The 18466-nt window shown below is 68.0% G+C and carries 14 protein-coding genes; 11 read left to right on the top strand and 3 right to left on the bottom strand.

The features are described 5' to 3' along the window. Nucleotides 1-102: 102 nt before the first annotated feature. The 11 genes from ACFSXZ_RS05955 (at nt 103) to ACFSXZ_RS05905 (ending at nt 11123) form a co-directional block, all read left to right on the top strand. The gene (locus ACFSXZ_RS05955) at nt 103-1377 is read left to right on the top strand and encodes an aconitase/3-isopropylmalate dehydratase large subunit family protein (protein WP_378262060.1); all 1275 of its coding nucleotides are present in this window, start codon (nt 103-105) and stop codon (nt 1375-1377) included. Beyond that, nucleotides 1374-2633 carry an aconitase family protein gene (locus ACFSXZ_RS05950; RefSeq protein ID WP_378262058.1) on the top strand — a complete coding sequence of 420 codons (1260 nt, stop codon included), beginning with the start codon at nt 1374-1376 and terminating at the stop codon, nt 2631-2633. Before ACFSXZ_RS05955 ends, ACFSXZ_RS05950 begins: the two co-directional genes overlap by 4 nt. A 220-nt stretch (nt 2634-2853) precedes the next feature. Further along, on the top strand, nt 2854-3351 hold the full coding sequence (locus ACFSXZ_RS05945) for a LeuD/DmdB family oxidoreductase small subunit (protein WP_378262056.1): 498 nt from the start codon (nt 2854-2856) through the stop codon (nt 3349-3351). Nucleotides 3352-3362: 11 nt separating this feature from the next. Next, on the top strand, nt 3363-4193 hold the full coding sequence (locus ACFSXZ_RS05940) for an amidohydrolase family protein (RefSeq protein ID WP_378262054.1): 831 nt from the start codon (nt 3363-3365) through the stop codon (nt 4191-4193). Between the two features lie 35 nt (nt 4194-4228). Beyond that, nucleotides 4229-4909, top strand: a complete 681-nt coding sequence (locus tag ACFSXZ_RS05935; protein WP_378262052.1) for a flavin reductase family protein — start codon at nt 4229-4231, stop codon at nt 4907-4909. Beyond that, nucleotides 4909-5790 carry a DUF6282 family protein gene (locus ACFSXZ_RS05930; protein ID WP_378262050.1) on the top strand — a complete coding sequence of 294 codons (882 nt, stop codon included), beginning with the start codon at nt 4909-4911 and terminating at the stop codon, nt 5788-5790. The genes ACFSXZ_RS05935 and ACFSXZ_RS05930 overlap by 1 nt, the downstream gene beginning before the upstream one ends. A gap of 14 nt (nt 5791-5804) precedes the next feature. Next, the gene (locus ACFSXZ_RS05925; RefSeq protein ID WP_378262048.1) at nt 5805-7466 is read left to right on the top strand and encodes an AMP-binding protein; all 1662 of its coding nucleotides are present in this window, start codon (nt 5805-5807) and stop codon (nt 7464-7466) included. Next, entirely contained in the window at nt 7463-8977 is a 1515-nt protein-coding gene (locus ACFSXZ_RS05920; protein ID WP_378262046.1) for an ABC transporter substrate-binding protein, read from the top strand. Before ACFSXZ_RS05925 ends, ACFSXZ_RS05920 begins: the two co-directional genes overlap by 4 nt. A gap of 202 nt (nt 8978-9179) precedes the next feature. Next, on the top strand, nt 9180-9506 hold the full coding sequence (locus ACFSXZ_RS05915; RefSeq protein ID WP_378262044.1) for a hypothetical protein: 327 nt from the start codon (nt 9180-9182) through the stop codon (nt 9504-9506). Nucleotides 9507-9546: 40 nt separating this feature from the next. Further along, nucleotides 9547-10710 (top strand): thiolase domain-containing protein, encoded by a 1164-nt coding sequence (locus tag ACFSXZ_RS05910; RefSeq protein WP_378262042.1) that lies wholly within the window; start codon nt 9547-9549, stop codon nt 10708-10710. Then, complete coding sequence (locus ACFSXZ_RS05905; protein WP_378262040.1) at nt 10707-11123, top strand: Zn-ribbon domain-containing OB-fold protein; 417 nt, start codon at nt 10707-10709, stop codon at nt 11121-11123. Before ACFSXZ_RS05910 ends, ACFSXZ_RS05905 begins: the two co-directional genes overlap by 4 nt. Before the next feature lie 364 nt (nt 11124-11487). On the opposite strand, the gene ACFSXZ_RS05900 is transcribed toward ACFSXZ_RS05905, so the two are convergent. From ACFSXZ_RS05900 to ACFSXZ_RS05890, 3 genes are all read right to left on the bottom strand, one after another. Next, entirely contained in the window at nt 11488-12897 is a 1410-nt protein-coding gene (locus tag ACFSXZ_RS05900) for an HNH endonuclease signature motif containing protein (protein WP_378262038.1), read from the bottom strand. 204 nt (nt 12898-13101) lie between these two features. After that, nucleotides 13102-17103 (bottom strand): family 78 glycoside hydrolase catalytic domain, encoded by a 4002-nt coding sequence (locus ACFSXZ_RS05895; RefSeq protein WP_378262036.1) that lies wholly within the window; start codon nt 17101-17103, stop codon nt 13102-13104. Nucleotides 17104-17327: 224 nt separating this feature from the next. After that, the gene (locus ACFSXZ_RS05890) at nt 17328-18383 is read right to left on the bottom strand and encodes a LacI family DNA-binding transcriptional regulator (RefSeq protein WP_378262034.1); all 1056 of its coding nucleotides are present in this window, start codon (nt 18381-18383) and stop codon (nt 17328-17330) included. Between the last annotated feature and the right edge of the window lie 83 nt (nt 18384-18466).

Here is an 18466-nt window from a genome sequence, read left to right as displayed (position 1 = left end):
GCGGCAGGGCGCCTATCGGTCCCGCGTGATGCGGGCTGGTAGGCAGCGCCCTGTCGACACGATCGCGGGTGCGCGCAAACTCGCGCAAGGGACGGCAAAAGCATGAACAAGACCTTCGCGCAGAAGGCGCTCGAGCGTGCCTCGGGCGAGAGCGACCTCGAACCGGGCCGGATCGTCGACGCCTTCCCCGACCTCTACATGAGCCACACGGCGAGCTGGCGGTGTATCCGGACCCTGGAGCGAATGGGCGTCGACGAACTGTTCGACGTGGACCGCATCGCGATGGTGATGGACCACATTTCGCCGGCGCAGACCGCGAAAACGGCGGCCGACCACCAGCTCTGCCGGGAGTTCGCGCGCCGGCACGGCGTGAAGAACTTCTTCGACGTCAACGCCGGCATCGCGCACATCGTGCTGATGGAGAACGGCCTGGTCAAACCGGGCCAGCTGATCATCGGCACCGACTCGCATTCGACGATCTACGGCGCGCTCGGCGCGTTCGGCACCGGTGTCGGGTTCAGTGAGATCACCGCGGCGTGGGTGACCGGCAAGCTGTGGATGAAGGTGCCGCAGAGCATCAAGATCGACGTGGACGGGATTCTGCCGCCCGGTACCTACCCGAAGGACCTGATGCTGCGGCTGATCGGCGACCTCGGCGCGGACGGCGCGACGTACTGCTCCGTCGAGTTCGGTGGGTCTTTCACGCGGTCCATGTCGGTTTCGGAACGCATGACCTTCTGTAACCTCGCGATGGAGATGGGCGCGAAGAACGCGTTCGTGGCCCCCGACGAGAAGACCCTGGACTACCTCGGGGAAGCGGGTGCCGATCCGGGAAGCTACGAGGTCCTGCTGCCCGATCCCGGAGCGGAATACGCGCGGACGGTGACCATCGACGGGTCGCGGCTTTCCCCGCAGGTCGCGGCGCCGCACACGGTCGACAACGTGGTGGGAATCGAGGAAGTCTCCGGGACCAAGGTGGACCAGGTCTTCATCGGTTCCTGCGCGAACGCCAAGTACGACGATCTGATGATCGCCGCCGAAGTGCTCGCGGGCCACCGGGTCGCGAGCGGGGTGCGGTTGATCGTCACGCCGGCCTCGGCCGAGGTGATGGCGAAGGCCGCGTCGACCGGTGTGCTGGCCACCCTCATCGACTCCGGTGCGATGATCACGAACCCGGGTTGCGGGGCCTGCGCCGGCAACGGTGGCGCGATGGCCGACGGCGAGGTGACCTTCTCCACCGCCAACCGGAACTTCCAGGGCCGGATGGGCAGCTACGACTCCAAGATCTACCTGGGCAGCCCGGCGACGGCCGCGGCGACCGCGATCCGGGGCAGCATCACCCACCCGGCCGAGGTGGCCGCGGCGGTGGCCCGGTGAACATCGTCGAAAAGATCCTGGCCCGCGCGAGCGGCCGCGCCTCGGTCGAGCCCGGCGAAATCGTGATCGCCAACGTGGACCGCCTGATCATGCACGACCTTTCGGGCTATCTCACCGCGCGCGTGTTCGACAAGCAGGACGGCGCGAAGATCAAGGACCCGGACCGCGTGGTGATGGTGTTCGACCATCACTTCTCGCCGCCCACCGAGCAACAGGCGTCGGTGCTGGAGTTCAACCGGGAATGGGCGCGCAGGCACGGTATCCACCTGTTCGACTGCGGCAACGGCAACCTGCACCACGTGCTGGTGCGACGGGGGCTGGTGAAGCCCGGCATGATCGTCGTCGGGTCCGACAGCCACACCCCGGTGCACGGCACGGTGGGCGCGTTCGCGGTCGCGCTCGGCAACGACTCCCACGCCGGGACCGTGCTGCCCTTCGGGAAGGCGTGGTTCAAGGTGCCGGAGACGGTGCGCGTCGAACTGCACGGCCGGACGCGCCCGGAGACCACGGCGCGCGATATCGCGCTGTGGCTGGTCGGGCAGATCGGTGAGGGCGAACTGAACTATGCCGCGGTCGAGTTCGCGGGGCCCTACCTCGAACAATTGGGGTTCTGGGACCGCTGGCTGTTCCCGCTGTTGTGTGTGGACCTCGGCGCGAAGTGCAGCTTCGTCGAACCGGACGCCGTCAGCGAGGCGTACGTGCGGTCGCTGCCCGGTGCCATGCCCGCGGATTTTCCGCGCAGTGACGGGAAAGAAGCCGCCAAGGTGCTGAGGTTCGACGTCGGCGAAGTGGAACCGCAGATCGCCTGCCCGCCGACGGTGGGCAACGTCAAGCCGGTCTCCTCGGTCGCCGGGAAACCGCTGGGCTGGGCCGAACTGGGCGGACACGGCGGAGGGCGGCTGGAGGACATCCGGATCGCCGCGAAGATTCTGGACGGGCAGCGGGTGAACCCGTCCGTGCGGTTCAACATCGTGCCGTCCAGCCGTGAGGTGTTCAGCGAAGCGCTGAGCGAAGGACTGGTCTCCGCGTTGCACGAGGCGGGCGCCACCTGGTTCCCGCCGAGCACCGGTGGCAACCAGGCCTACAACATGGGCGCGATGGCACCGGGCGAGACGATGATCTCCACGCACTCGCGCAACTTCCCGGGACGCAACGGCAGCCCGGACGCGGAGATGTATCTGGCCTCGGCCGCCTCGGTCACCGCGTCCGCGGTCGCCGGCGTGGTGACCGATCCCGCCGGACTGAAGGGAAACTGATGATGGTGTCAACTCGCGGCTGTCGAGGTGACCAAAGAGCGCGCCCTTTCCTTCCGCTGTTCTGTGGGGGGCACGGCCCCCCGCACCCCCCGCTGGGGGCAAGCCCCCAGACCCCCTCATCGGGGCGGCAGGGCGCCCATCCGCTCGACGTGAGGTGTGTCGGTAAGGAGCGCCCTGTCGACACGATCGCGGGGGCGCGCAAACTTGCGGAGAAACAGCGATGAAGTTCACGGGCAGGTGCTGGAAGTTCGGCGACAACATCCCCACCGACCGGCTGGTGAAGTCGAAGTACGTGCTGGAGCCGATGGAAGAGATCGTCAAGCACGTCCTGGAGGATCTCAACCCGGAATTCCCGCGTTCGGTCCAGCCCGGTGACATCGTGATCGCCGGACGCCACTTCGGACAGTCGTCCGGACGCGCGATCGCCACGAAAGCGCTTCAGGCCACGGGAATCGGCTGCGTCGTCGCGGACACCTTCGCGCGCACCTTCTACCGCAACTGTTTCGAAATCGGCCTGCCCGCGCTCGCCGTGGACGGGGTGACCGGCCTGGTCTCCGACGGTGACGAGGTGAGCGTGGACATCTCCTCCGGAGAGTTCCGCAACCTCACCACCGGCGCGGTGCGCACCTCCCCGGCCGCGCCCGATTTCCTGCTCCAGATGCTCGAGGCCGGGGGCCTGATCAAACTGGCCGCCGCCCAACCCGGCTTGTTCGAATAGGAGCACGCACGATGTTGGTCACCGACGCGCAGGTACACGTGTGGGCCCCGGAGACGCCGGAGCGGCCCTGGCCGCCACCGGCGACCCGCCCGCGCCCGCAGGGGCCGCCGTTTTCGGCGGAGGAACTGCTGGAACGGATGCTTCCGGCGGGCGTGGACCGGGCCATCTTGGTCCCTCCTTCGTTCGAGGGCGACCGCAACGACTTCTGTCTGGCCGCGGCGGCCGCTCATCCGGACCGGTTCCGGGTGATGGGCCGCATCGACCTGACCGACCCGTCGGGCGCCGCGGCGGTGGCGGGCTGGCGTGACAACCCGGGAATGCTCGGCGTCCGGCTCACCTTCGGGTTCGGCGAGTCCATGAACTGGCTGCGCGACGGCACCTGCGAGTGGTTCTGGGCCGCGGCCGAGGCGGCGAACGTGCCGGTCATGCTCTACCCGCCGGGATTCCTGCCCGAGGTCGCCGACGTCGCCGAGCGGCATCCCGGCCTTCGTCTGGTCCTGGACCACCTGGCCGTGCATCCCCGGTTCCGCGACGAACAGGTCGACCCCGAACTGGACGAACTGGTCAAGGTGGCGAAGTTCGCCAATATCGCGGTCAAGGCGACCTGCGTGCCCAGCCTGACCTCCGAGGAGTACCCGTTTCCCTCCCTGCGCGACCGCGTGCGGCGGGTGGTGGACGCCTTCGGTCCGAGGCGGGTCTTCTGGGGCAGTGACCTCACGCGGTTGCCCTGCGACTACCGCCAGGCCGTGACCCATTTCACCGAAGAACTGACCTTTTTGGACGGTGAAGACCTCGAACTGGTGATGGGCAAGGCAGTCAGCGACTGGCTCGGGTGGACATGAGCCGGGGCGCGATGTCGGAGAAAGGAGTACCCGCGATGAACCAGAACAAGATCACGGTCCCGCGCGAGCAGTGGGACGCGATGTTCGCGCCCAGCTCGTGCCTGGTGCTCGACACCACGGTCAGCGAGGACGGATTCGTCAACGCGGCCCCGCATGCCACGGCCATCCGGGTCTGCCACGATCCGGTTTCCTTCGCGGTGACGGTGAGCGCCTACTCGCACACCGCGGCGAACCTCAAGGCCACCGGTGAATGGGTGGTCAACGTCGTGCCGTTCGACGAAACGATGCTCGGCAAGGTGCGCGTCGCCGGCCTTCCCTTCAAACACGAGGTGAACGAGCTGGACAAGGCCGGCCTCACCCCGATCCCTTCCCTGGAGGTCAAGCCTCCGCGCATCGCCGAGTGCAAGGCGCACTTCGAGTGCAAAGTGGACTGGATCCACGAGTGGGAGAACCGGCTGATGGCGGTCGGGCGGGTGGTCGCGGTCTCGATCGACGAGGACTGCTACGACCCCGCCGGAAAGATCCGCTGGGACGCGCTCCGCCCGGCCATCTTCTGCGGCTTCCCCTACGACGGCAACTTCGTGCCGGTCTACGAACCGGTGCACGTCAAGATCCCCTACGACGGTCCGGCGGACTGGCGTACCGACATTCCCTACCTGGCACCTCCCGGTGAAGACGGGGTTCCCGTCGTCACGGCCGGAAGGGGCAGGGCCTGATGGCGGTGACCAGCGAGGCGGCGGAGGCGCTCTACGGCGCGGTCGATCTGCACTGCCATTCGGGGCCGAACCCGTTGTTGCGGGAGTTCGACCACGTCGAGGCGGTGGCCGACGGCGCCCGCCTGCGCATGCGCGCCATCCTGATGAAGTCCCATCACCACAACACCGTGATGGACCTCCTGGCGATGCGCCCGGCCCTGGAGAAGTACGAAACGAAGGCCTTCGGCGGAATCGCCCTCAACGCGCAGGTCGGTGGGATCAACCCCTACGCGGTCGCGATGTCGCTGCGCATGGGAGGCAAGGCGGTCTGGTTTCCCACCTTTTCCAGCCGTCAGCACGTGGCGCACGGTCCGAAGAACCCGCCGATGGCGGTCGAGTTGCCGAACCGGATCGTGGAGATCGCCGACGACGACGGCAAGCTCCTCGACGAGGTCTACGAAGTGCTCGACCTCATCGCGGAGAACGACTGCCTGCTTTCCTCCGGGCATCTCGGCTTCGCCGAAGCGCGGAGGGTGTTCGAGGCCGGAGCCGCGCGAGGGGTCCAGCGGATGGTGGTGACACATCCCAACCACGTCGTCGGCGCGACTCAGCAGGACTGTATCGGCCTGGCCGGTATGGGTGTCTACATCGAACACGAGTTGGGTGCCTATGACCCCGCGGGCAAAATCAAGTGGGATCCCGCCGATCTGCTGGACTGGATCCGTGCCGTGGGCGCGTCGAAGACCGTGCTCGCCTCGGACCTCGGTCAGAAGGGGCGGCCGATGCCGGTCGACGGCTTCCTGCGGGTGGGCGGCATCTTGCTGGAACTCGGCCTGACGGCGGAGGAACTGCACCAGATGGCCTGTGTCAATCCCGCCTTCCTGCTCGGCCTCGACGGATAGGGCCGGGGGACGAAATGCCGACCACACCGCTGGAACGCTTCCCTGACGCCATCGCCGAACTCGCCCGGCATCTGCCGGCGAGCACGAAGGCCGTCCACTGTGGAGAGAAGTCGCTTTCCTTCGCCGAGTGGGATGCGCGCGGCGCCCGGCTGGCCGGTGCCTGGCGGGAACGCGGCATCTCCTCCGGCGCGGTGGTCGCGCTCGCCCTCTACAACTCGGTGGAGTACCTGGAGTGCGTGCTCGCCGCGTTCAAGCTCGGCGCGATCGTGGCCAACATCAACTACCGGTATGTGGCCGAGGAAATGGCCTATGTGCTCAACGACATCGACGCCAAGGTCCTCGTCTGCGACCCGTCGGTGGCCGCCGAGGCGACGAAGGCGGTCGCCGCGTCCGGCGTCGAGGTCCTTGTCCACACGGGAGCGGAGGAGATCGAGGGAGCCGAGCGCTACGACGACCTGATGGCGTCGGCCACGCCGGTGGAGGAGCCGGTCCGCGCGGAGCGGATGCTCTACATCCTCACCGGAGGCACCACCGGCCGTCCCAAGGCGGTCGTGTGGAACCACGCCGCGGTCATGGAGATCATCTCCTCGGTCTTCGTCCTGCTCAAGGTCGACCGGCCGCGGTCGTGGCCGGAGCAGGTCGCGTTGATCGACCGCTTGCGGGCCGAGCGCGCGTTGCCGGTGATGATGCCGCTGGCGCCCCTGATCCACGGGACCGGCTTGCTCAATGCCCTGCGCACGCTTCAGGTCGGCGGCACCGTCGTGTTCTGCGAGTCCAAGACGCTCGATGCCCGTGAGGCGTGGTCGGCCGTGGCCCGGCGGTCGGTGACCGACCTGGCGATCGTCGGCGACGCGTTCGGCGCCCGGCTGCTGGCCGAACTCAGGGCGGCCGAAGCGGAGGGCCGCGGTTACGACCTGAGCAGCCTGCGCCGGATCTCCAGCGCCGGAGTCGCGTGGACCCCCGCGGTCAAACGCGGGCTGCTCGACTACGCCGATGTCTCCTTGTTCGACATGATCTCGGCCTCCGAAGGCGGCCCTTACGGGTTGTCGATCGTCTCGCGCGGAGACGACGTCGAGGCCGCGCGCTTCCACCTCGCGCCGACCGCGCGGGTGGTCACCGAGGACGGCCGGGATGTCCGGCCAGGGTCCGGTGAAGTGGGCGTCCTCGCCAGCCGAGGCGCCCAGGCGGTCGGTTATCTCGGCGATCCCGAGAGAACCGGCCGCGTCTGGCGCAGTCTCGACGGGGTTCGTCACTGCGTCCCGGGAGACCTGGCGTCGATCGCGGCGGACGGCACGCTCGAATTCATCGGCCGGAAGGAAGGTGTGATCAACACCGGCGGCGAAAAGGTCTTCCCCGAAGAAGTGGAAGCACTCCTCGCCGACTGCCCAGGGATCGCCGATGTCGTGGTCGTCGGCGTCCCCGACGAACTCTGGGGAGCGTCGGTGACCGCGGTGGTGTCCCCTTCGCCGGGCGCGACCGTCGACCGTGACACGGTCACGGCCCACCTGAACGGCCGTCTGGCCCGGTACAAGTATCCGCGGTCGGTAGTGACCGTCCCGGAGATTCCCCGCAGCCCCGCCGGCAAGGTCAGCCGCGCGTGGGCGGCGAAACTGGCGGCCGAACGACTGGCCACAAAGGACTCGAATCAGACAGTTGGCAAAGGGGCCAAACCATGAGATTCACCCTCAGGACCCGGGCGAGCGCGGCGGTCGCGGCTTGTCTCGTGCTGGCCGCGTGCGGCTCCGGTGGGCAGAGCGCCGGGTCCGGCTCGGGCGGTGTGCTGCGCTACGGCACGTACCAGCCCACATCGCTGGACCCGCGCAAGTCCGGAACCCTCGACACCCTCTTCCTGGAGCCGGTGTACGACAGCCTGATCACGCGGACGCCGGACGGGAAGATCCAGCCGGGGCTGGCGACCGAGTGGAGTTTCTCGGACGGCGGCACGGTGCTCACGATGACTTTGCGCCAGGGGGTGAAGTTCCAGGACGGCGCGGCCTTCGACGCGAACGCGGTCAAACAGGACATCGCGGCGGCGCAGGCGAAGGGGTCGTTGCGCGCGGCGGAACTGGCGCCGATCAAGAGCGTCGACGTGGTCGACCCGACGCACGTGCGGCTGAACCTGTCCGGCCCCGCGACCCAGATGGTCGGTGTGCTGGCCGGTGAGGCGGGCATGATGATCAGCCCCACGGCGCTGGACAAGAGCGATCTCGGCACCAACCCGGTCGGCGCCGGACCGTACAAAGTGGTCAAGAACGTCCAGGGGCAGATCACTTACCAGGCGTGGGACGGCTACTGGGCCAAGAACACGGTGAAGAACAAGGAGCTGGACTTCACCATCAACCCCGACGCCAACACGTTGTTCCGTGGCCTGCAGTCGGGCCAGCTCGACGCGGTCGGCATCCTGGCCGCGCAGGCCAAGCAGGCCAAGGAGGCGGGACTGAACGTCCTCGCCACGCCGACCACGTCGTTGTGGGCACTGCAACTCAACGTGAGCAACCCGGTGCTGGCGAATCCCAAGGTGCGCCAGGCGATCGGGCACGCGATCGACCGCCAGGCCATCTCGGACAACATGACCTCGGGTACCTGCGTGGCCACGGTGCAGCCGTTCGGCAAGGGCTTCGTCGGCCACAACGACGCGCTGGACGACCCGAAGCTCGGGTTCGACCTGGCCCAGTCGAAGGACCTGGTGACGCAGGCGAACGCCGGCGCGATTCCGCAGCTCACCCTGAGTGTCAGTTCCAGCACGCAGCAGCAGCAGCTCGGTTCCATCCTGCAGGCGGAACTCGGCGCGGCCGGGATCCCGGTCAAGGTGGAGGTGCTCGACCAGGCCACGCTCACCTCGAAGCGCCTGAAGGGGAACTTCGACATGGCACTGTCGCTGACCCCCACGGCACGGCCCGACCCGATCATCTACATCGCCGACACCTACATCAAGGGCGGCGTGAACAACCCGGGCGGCTTCTCCTCACCCACCGTCGACCAGCTGCTGCGGAACGCGGAACAAAGCAGCGACGACAACGCCCGGGGAGCACTGCTGGCGCAGATCAGCGCGGACGTTTATCAGGCGGGGCAGCCGATGGTGCCCATCTGCAGCACCACGTTCCACTTCGCCTACCGCAACGGCGTTTCCGGACTGAAGGGCCCGGCCCTCAACGATTTCGACTGGGCCGCGGTCGGCGTTTCCTGACGAGGTGAATGTGTGTGATGGGACAGCTGATGGTCGATGCGTCGGGCAGTTCACATTACAGACGTGATGTTCAAACGTTGTACGCAAAGGCGATGGTGATGTTACCGGCAAGGATTGACCCAGGCTCGTTCTGCGAACATGATGTGCATAACGTGAACAAGTACGCCTCGTGCGCGCGCACCGCGGGAGAGGAGAAGTGACCATGGGGCTGCGGGCCGCGGACCTCGCCGTCGGCCAGGTATACGAAACAGTCCTGGGCAATCCGTCCGTGAGGGCGCACGGGCTGCTGGTGATGAACATGACCGGCACGGCGATCACCGACTACCTCGGCGACGGCAGGCTGACCTCGTTCGGCGGCCGGTTCGTCGGGGCGAGCTGGCCCGGGGACACCCTCCGGGCGCGGCTGACGGTGGCGGAAGTGACCCCGGAATCGGTCCGGTTCGACATCGACACGGTCAATCAGGAAGGCACCACGGTTTTCGCCGGATCGGCGACCGGGCGTCTCGACTCCGAGGAGGAGCGCGTATGAAAAGCACAGTTTTCGCGACAGGCACTGGCAAGGCGGCTTCATGACGGGCATCCGTGGCCGGGCCCTGATCGCGGGGGCTTATGAGCACCCGAAACGCAAGCTGCCCGATGTTTCGATCGGCCAGATCTACGCGGACGTGGCGCACGGCGCGCTGGCCGACGCGGGGCTGCGGGCTTCCGACGTCGACGCGCTCTACTGTGACGTCACCATCGGTGGGCTGTCCGTGCTTTCCCTGTCCGAGTACCTCGGTCTCCAGGTGTCCCATGTGGACAGTACGGACACCGGTGGGTCGTCCTACCTGGCCCATGTGGGCCATGCGGCGGAGGCGATCGCGGCGGGCAAGGTCAAGGTCGCGCTGATCCTGCTCGCGGGCCGGGCCGCCTCCGGGCGCGGACGGGGTTCGAGCCCCGACGGGCCGCCGGAGAGCGGCTTCGAACGTCCTTTCGGTGGCAACACCGTCGGTGAGTACGCGCTGGCCGCGCGCCGCCACATGTACGAATTCGGCACGACCAGCGCCGAACTGGCCGAGATCAAGGTGGCCGCCTCGCACCACGCGCAGTACAACCCGAACGCGTTGCTGCGCAAGCTGGTCACGGTGGAAGAGGTGCTGGAATCGCCGATGGTGGCCGATCCGCTGCACCGGCTGGATTCCTGCGTGATGACCGACGGCGGCGGGGCGCTGGTGCTCGTCAGCCCGGAGGTGGCACGCGACCTCGACCGCACGTGTGTGAAGGTGCTCGGGCACGGCGAGGCGGTGAAACACAGCTCGAACGGCGCGGTCGACCTCACCTACAGCGCGGCCGTCCGGTCCGGGCCCGCCGCCTTCGCCGAAGCCGGCGTCACCCCGTCCGACATCGACTACGTGTCGATCTACGACTCGTTCACCATCACGGTTCTCCTCGCGCTGGAGGATCTCGGCTTCTGCGAGAAGGGCAAGGGCGGCCAGTTCGTGCGCGACGGCCGGTTGCAGGCGCCCTTCGGTGGCCTGCCGTTCAACACCGACGGCGGCGGTCTGTGCAACAACCACCCGGCCAACCGGGGCGGAATGACCAAGGTGATCGAAGCGGTCCGCCAGTTGCGCGGTGAGGCCAACCCGGAGGTGCAGGTGCCCAACTGCCGCCTCGCCCTCGCCCACGGCAACGGCGGTTCACTGGCCACCCGGGCCGGCGCCGCCACCGTCATCCTCGGAACGGAGGACGCATGAGCGCCCCACTGCCCACTCCCGCGCCGATCGTGACGGTGGAGACCAAGCCGTTCTGGGACGCCACCGCGTCCGGACGCATGCTGCTGCCCCGCTGTACCGAATGCGCGACGGTGATCTGGTACCCGCGAAGCTGGTGTCCAGCCTGCCTTTCGCGGGAAATCGAGTGGATCGAGGCGAGCGGACGCGGAACGGTCTACAGCCACAGCACCGTCCGACGCGGGGCGATGCCACCGTTCAACGAGGCGCTGCCCTACGTGCTCGCCTACGTCGAGCTCGAAGAGGGCCCGCGGATGCTGACCAACATCGTGACCGACGATCCGGACTCGGTGAGCGTCGGCCAGGCGGTCGAGCTGGTCTTCCAGTCCTACGGAGAGGGCGCGCTGCCCCGCTTCCGTCCGGTCGAGGGAGACTGAGAACGCCCTTCCTCGCCTACGAGGCGATGCCCGTCTCGTAGGCGAGGAACGTCGGGTGGCCGCGCCTTGCGCGTCGCCGCCGCGACGGGTGATCCAGTAGTCCTGCTGCGCCTCCTGTGATCCGGGCTCGAAGGCTTCCCCGGTGATCAGTCCGCTCAGCACCCGGAGGTACTGAGGGCAGGGCTTCGGTGTGGGCCAGTCTCGAGTAGCCGTCGACGGCGGAGCGCAGGTAGGTGTAGCGGGGCCGGCCGCCGCGGGTTTTGCCGCGGGCGCTGCGCCGGTCCTGGTCGCTGCCCTGCCGCCGAAAGACCCACCCCTCGCGTCAGGTCCCGCGAGCCGACACCAACGTCACGGCCCGCGACAACTAGAACGGTGGAGGTTCGTCGGCGCCGGGGTGAGAGTCCGACTGCGGCGGTGTGTCGCCGCCGTCGTCGTTATCGAGCGCGGCCTGGTTGCCCGGATAATCGGCTACCCTGGAATCCTCTATTGTGGACGAATCCACTGTGGACCGAGGAATGTCGCGTTCAGGTGTTTGTGCTTCGGGTGCTTGCGTCTCCGGTGGTCGAGGTTCGTGGAGTGGTGGTGGGTCGCTGGTGTGGTGGTCGCCGGTGGGGGTGATCACGGTCAGGCGGCCGGTCTTTTTGTCGATGTGGAAGCCCCAGCCGAGCCGGTTCTTCAATCCATGGTGGGTTCGGCAGAGTGCGACGAGGTTCTGGTCGGCGGTTTCGCCGTCGTGGGCGTACAACTGTTCGCTGTGGTCGATGTCGCAGGCCTGGGAGGGACGATAACAGCCCGGCAGGCGACACTCCCGATCCCGCACACGAATCAGACGGGCCAACCCGGCCGGGGGCCGGTAGGCATTGCGGCCCACCGACACGATCTGCCCCGTGTCCGGATCCGTGATAACCCGCCGCACCGTCGCGTTGTCGCTGTAGGCGATCTGGCGTGCCAGCCAGGCGGGGATCACTCCCTGCCCACCCAACTCCGCGACGTCCTCATTGAGACCCAGCCAGGTCAACACATCCATATACACGAACACTTCCGCACGCGGTGGCGTCACGCTGCCGCGCTGCTCGGTGAGCAGCAACTCCGCATAGACGTCCGTCCGATGCTGCTCAAGCGTCCGGGTCTTGTCTCGCACCCTCCGGCGCCGGGCTTCCCGGTCGATCCGCTGGTAGGCAGCCACACCGATTTCCACCGGGAGATCACCGGAGAGCTGGACCATCCCCTCATCCAAGGGAATCAGTTCCACCTTCCGCCGCACACGGCGGGCACGGCAACGCCCGGCATAGCCCTCCGGGTCGATCCTCGCGACCGCCCGATTCGCCGACCGGCGTAGTCCGCCCGGGTCTTTCCCGGCCAGGCGGGTGGCCATCACGGCGTCGACTTGGCGGGCTTCCGCATCGGTCAGGAGCGCGGTGGGTTCGTGGATTTTCGCCGCCTTGTACCCATCGATCTCGCCGCACCGCATGGCCTCCAGCGTGCGCGGCAGCCGTGTGGTCAGCGCCTGGGCCAACTCCACCTGGTGGTGTGCCGCCTGTTTGCCGATGGCCAGCGCGAGTGCCACCTCCTGTGGCACCGTCGCCGGTTCCTCCGCAGTACGCGTGAAATGGGCGAGTGCCTCGAAATAGTGGGCCTGCAACCGGTTCACCCATGCCTGCACCTGCCGCATCCGACGCAGAATCCCTGACCGGCTGGACGGAATCCCAGGGAACTCCGGCAGGTCCCGCAGGTCAGAGAAGTCGGGCAGGGTGGGGACGGTCGACGCGCTCATGCCCTCGATTTTATCGAACGATTGAACGGCCTAGATCTAGGTAAAGAAGAGACCACCGGAAAGAGTGAAAACGGCCGGCGGTGACCACCGCGGCGCGTGCTATAGGGGTGAAAACAGCCCCATGGCATCGCCGCGGCGGTCAAGTCCCGGCCTGTCAAACAGGCTTCAGCCGCGAAACGCCGACCGTGTCCACAATGGACGAAATCACGGCGTAAGCTCGGCGATCCGGCTGAAACCGTCCGGCGTCGCCGTGACCACGATGCGCACCTGGCTGGTCGTGACCGGGCCCGCGAACGGGATCCACCGGTAGAGCTGCCGGTTTCCGGACACGTCGCCCTGGGTCACCCACTGCGTCCCGTTCCAGGTCTGGATCGTGAACGCGGCCGGCGCGCCGTCGGGGAAGGACGCGAACCCGGCACCGGTCAGGGTCACCGCCGACGGTGCCGTGATCGTGAGCGTGTCGGGGTAGGCGTTCTGAGTGTCGTCGTTCCAGAATGTGGTGAGGTTCCCGTCGATCGCGTTCGAGGCGATGTAGGTCCGCGTCGCGCCGTTGACGACGTTGGGCCCGTGTTCGCTGGACGCCGAAGCCGTTGCGCCGCTTGCCCACTTGCCGAACACGAGCACGTCGGTGGTCGTGGTCGCGGTCGTGCCGTCGGGCGCACGGGTTGTCACGGTGACGGGATACACGCCGCCGTGGGTGTCCGCGGGCACCGCGAGGTGCACGGTCGCGTCGGTCGCCATGGTGGCGGGGGTCAGCGGGAACCGTGCGGGCGACACGGTAGCGGTCCAGCCGGTGGGGGCGGTGGCCGCGATAGCGGTTGTGCCTGGGGCGGTGGAACGCCCCTCGACCACCACGTTGACGTCACCCGTGGACCCGGCGGTGACAGGAGCCGTGGCACCGGCCGACAGCGTCGTTTTCGTGAAGGGCTTTCCGGGCGGCATGACGGTGAAGGTGTAGTCGCCCGAACCGGCGGTCATCGTCAGCGTGTCGTCGGTCGCGGTGCCGACCGTGAGGCCGGCGTCGGGCTGACCGGGGCGGCCGCCGGCGAAGATCGTGCGGCCGCTTTCCCGCACCGTCGAACCCCGGCCGCCGAGCAACGGCAGCTTGATCGTGGCCGTGGTCCCGACCGGTACCTTCGCGTGATAGGTGAGCGTGGTTCCGTTGCGCTGCCAGGAACTTTCGACCACACCACGCACCGTGCGCTGCCGGGCCGAGACATCCGTCAGGTCACCCACGACGCTGGGTGCGAGGGTCACCGTGCGATATCCGGCGGCGCCGGGCTGAATGCCCCCGAGCCGCTGGTAGAACCACTGGCCGATCGAACCGCCCAGACCGATGTGATCCTTGGACGAGGTACCGTCCGGTGCCGTGGAGTTCACCCACTTCTCCCAGATCGTGCCCGGGCCTTGGGCGAGCATGTACCCGAAACTCGGGAAGTCCGTGCGTTCGGCGAGCGCCAACGCGATGTCGTCGCGGCCGTAGCGCCCGAGAGCCTGGTAGACGAGAGTGGTACCGACGAAACCCGTCGTGACGTGGTTGCCGTGCGCGGTGATGTCGGCGACCAGGCGGTCGACGGTCGTCTGCTCGTGACTCGCCGGGACGAGGCCCAGCACCAGCGGCATCGCGTAGGACAACTGTGTTCCGGTCCCGAAGACTCCCGTGCCGGCGTCGAAATAGCGCTTGAGGAAGCCTGCCGCGATCTGCCCCGCCAACGACGAGTAACGCGTGGCGTCGGCGCTGTTGCCGACCACGGTGGCCATCTTCGCCAAAAGGGTCGCGTCGAGGTAGTAGAAACCGGTTTGGAAGTAGTCGTGCGGAGTGATCACAGTGGACAGCCAGTCGTCACCGTACGAGGTCGGGGCGTTGACGACGATGTGGTCGGCGTCGCTGATCGTGCCGAGGTAGTCGACCCAAGCCTTCACCCGCGCGTAGTTGGCGACCACGGGCTGCGAGTTTCCGTACTGGGTATAGGAGTCCCAGAGGATCTGCGGATAGGCCGTTCCCCACGCCGGATCGGTGGGCCACGCGCCGACCTGGCCGTTGACCGGCGCCACGGACGGCACACTGCCGTCAGGGTTGGCACTGGTGGCGATGTCGCCGAACCACTTGGTGTAGAAGGACTCCATGTCGTAGTTGCTCATCGCCTCCTGGTCGGTGTCACCGGCATCGCCGAGCCAGCCGTGCTTTTCCCGGGTGGGGCAGTCCATCGGGATGGTTTCCAGGTCGTTGACCTGTGTCCGCGCCACCGCGTCCTGGATGTTGTTCAGCAACGGGTTGGAGGTGTGGAAATCGCCTGTGGTCGCGACGTCGGTGTGCACGACCTCGGCGGTCACGGCGACCGTGGCGTCGTCGGGCAGTCCGGTCAGTTCGGCGTAGCGGAAGCCGTCGTAGCGGAAGTGTGGCGTGTAGGTCTCCGTGCCCGTGCCGGCGAACGTGTAATGGTCGGTCTGCCGAGGCGGGTCGCCGGGGTCGAAGCTGATGTTGGCTGTCGACACCTCACCGGCCCCGTCGAGTATTTCGCCTTTCCTGATGTCCACGGTGGTACCGGCGGGCGCGGTCGCCGAGATCGTCACCCGGCCGGTCTGGTTCTGCCCGAAGTCGTACACACGCCGGCCGGGGGAGGGCCGGGTTTCCGTGACGACGGGCAGCGTGGTGAGCACCCGGGTCGGCGGAGTCCGGTCCGCCCGCAACGTGGTGACCCCGCTGTCGGTGATCGCCGGATCCGGCCCGTAGACGCCGAGTTCGGCGAGCCGGAAGTCACAGCCGTTGCCGGTGCAGGCCAGGTTCGTCGCGATGACACGGATGTAGCGGGCGGTCACGTCGGTGTCCAGGCTCACCGGTGCGATGCCGGGGTTGGCCTGATCGGCCCCGGTCCGGTCGACGATCGTGGTCGCGGTGGCGAAGGTGGGGTCATCACTGGTTTGGACCTGGTACCGCACGGGGAAGCCGGCACCGATGAGGTCGGCACCGTGCGCGTCGTTCGTCGGCCGCGCCGGGAACAGCCGGATGCCACGAACATGCTGAGCGGAGCCCAGGTCGGTCTGAACCCACTTGATAGTGTCCGATGTGGACACTATCGCCGAGTGGTAGCCCTCGGAGGCGTCACTGGACCCGTCGATGCCGTCGGTCAGCGCGGCGGGCGACCAGCCGCAGCAGATCGTGGCATCCAGTGCGGTGACCGGCTTTCCCCGCGCCAGGCTCTGCTGATGGGAGGCGGGCGCGACGGCATGCGCGGCCGCCCACGATCCGTCGTCGAAGCCGACGGTGTCCCAGCCCGGGATCGCCTTGCGTGCGTCGTAGGTTTCGCCGCGATAGAAGTCGTCTCCGGTCACCGGCCCGGCAGTGGTCTTCCAGGCCGGATCGGTGCCGAAGCGCGAGGTGCTCCCGTCGGCGTAGGTGATGTCGAGTTGCGCGACGAAGGCCGGGTGATCCGCATACTGGCCCTTACCCGCCATGAACGACAGCGTGTTGCGGCCGGTGGTGAGGAGGGTGGTCACGTCGAAGTCGCGATACAGCACGCGCGAGGCGTAGTCGGTCACCGACGAGTCGAGCACTTCGGCAGGGTTCACCCGCGCACCGTCGAGGTGCGGCTCCACGATGCCTTGCGCACCGAAGTAAAGCCGCGCTCTGGCCACGGGCTTGGTCACGTCGAAGTCGCCGCGGACGAGGGCGCCGTCGCCGACCTGAAGCCACCACGCCGACCAATCGGACGGGGCGAGCAGTCCGGTGTCGAAGGACGCGGGTGCCGACCACGGTGACATCCGGCCTTCGCGGTTCCAGGTGCGCACCGACCATCGGTAGGTGCGGTCACTGAGCAAAGCCGGTCCCGCGTAGGGAATTCCGGTGGACTCGGCCGAGGAAACCCGGCCCGAATCCCAGCCCGGCGTCCGGGGCGCGGGGCCTGTCGCGACCGGATCGACGCGGAGTTCGTAGGCGGTCTGTGCCTCACCGCGCGCGGTGTCGTTGACGGCCCAGGAGAACCTCGGGTTCGCGGCATCGACGAGCGCGCCGGACGACTGGCCGTCGACGCGCAGCGAATCCGGGGCGCTCGCGGTACCGGCCTGGTACGGGCCGGGAGAGGGCGCCGCCGATGCCACGGCGGGAATCGCCTGCGTCGCGGCCAGGACGGCGGCCAGGACGGCGGCGAGGGCGAGCGCGCCGGCGATCCGTGCTCGGCGGGGGCGTGGTGCTTCGTTGCGCCACATCGTGCTCACTCCGTTTCGCGGTGGTGAACGCCAGAACGGCAAGGGAGAGGTTGCAACGTTTCACGAGGGACCGTTTCCGGTCGCGGACGCGACGATGGCAACGGCAGGGAGTTGGTTCAACCAGTGAATGAAACCTTTCAATTTGGAGACCCTACCAGGATCAGCGAACGAGCGGGACCGGCGAAAGTCGGCTACCGGTCTAGACCAAATGGGGGCGCCGCTGTCTAGCGCCCTCGCTGAGTCGAGGCCCGCACCACGAGTTCGGGGGTGAACACCACGCGCTTGTGCTCGTGGCCGGGATCGGTCGTCTCCTGCAGGAGGAGTTCGGCGGCGGTCCGGCCGAGCTGGTGTCGTGGCTGCCGTACCGAGGTGAGGGGCACCGCCGCCGCGCCGGCGAAGTCGATGTCGTCGTAGCCGACGATCGCGAGATCCTCCGGGACGCGCAGGCGCAGGCTCACCGAGGTCTGCAGCAGGCCGAGGGCGAGCAGGTCGTTGGCACAGAAGGCGGCCGTGGGGCGGACCGACGCGGGCAGCCCGGCCAGGCGTTCACCGGCGTTGCGGCCGTCGGCGACCGTGAGGGCCTTCGTGGTCAGGTCGACCAGGCGGTCGCGGGCCAGTCCCGCGTCACGCAGGGCGCGCAGCGCTCCGTCCCTGCGGTCCCGTACCTGACCGAGTTCCGGCGGGGGGCCGATGAACGCGATCCGCTCGTGCCCGCGCTCGATCAGGTGCTTGACCGCGATCTCGCCGCCGTGCACGTCGTCCACCGCGACCGAACAGTGCGTGGCGGTGTCCCGCGTGCGGTCGACGATCACGATCGGGGTGCCGCGCAACGCCATTTCGTCCAGCATGCGCAGGTCCGGGTCGATCGGCGTGATGAGAATGCCCTGGACACGCTGCTCCTCGAGCCTGCTCAGGTAAGCGCGTTCACGCTCGGGCTGGTTGTCGCTGTTGCACAGGAACAACGAGAGATCCGCCTCGTCGGCGGCATCTTCGATGCCTGCGGCCACGTCGGTGAAGAACGGGTTCCGCCCGTCGAGCATCACGTAGCCGACGATCCGGCTGCGGCCCGCCCGGAGCTGGCGCGCGGACTCGTTGCGGACGAACCGCAACTCCGCCATCGCGGCCTCGACCTTGGCCCGGGTGCGGGGGCTGACGCGGTCCGGGCGGTTGAGTACGTTGGACACGGTGCCGAGCGACACGCCGGCCAGCGCGGCGACGTCCTTGATGCCCGCCGCGCGCGCGTCTGCGCCGGACGTCTCCGATGATCCCTGAACCGGCATCCGCGGCCCCTTCGTTGAAACGTGACAACAACACCGTAGGCAGGCGCTGCCGACTCCGCCAAACCGTAGTTGATCGCGGTTTT

Source organism: Amycolatopsis pigmentata, from assembly GCF_042684065.1.
GTDB classification, from domain to species: domain Bacteria; phylum Actinomycetota; class Actinomycetes; order Mycobacteriales; family Pseudonocardiaceae; genus Amycolatopsis_E; species Amycolatopsis_E pigmentata.
The sequence above is the reverse complement of the archived record's forward strand: the minus strand, read 5'-3'. Positions and strand labels throughout refer to the sequence as shown.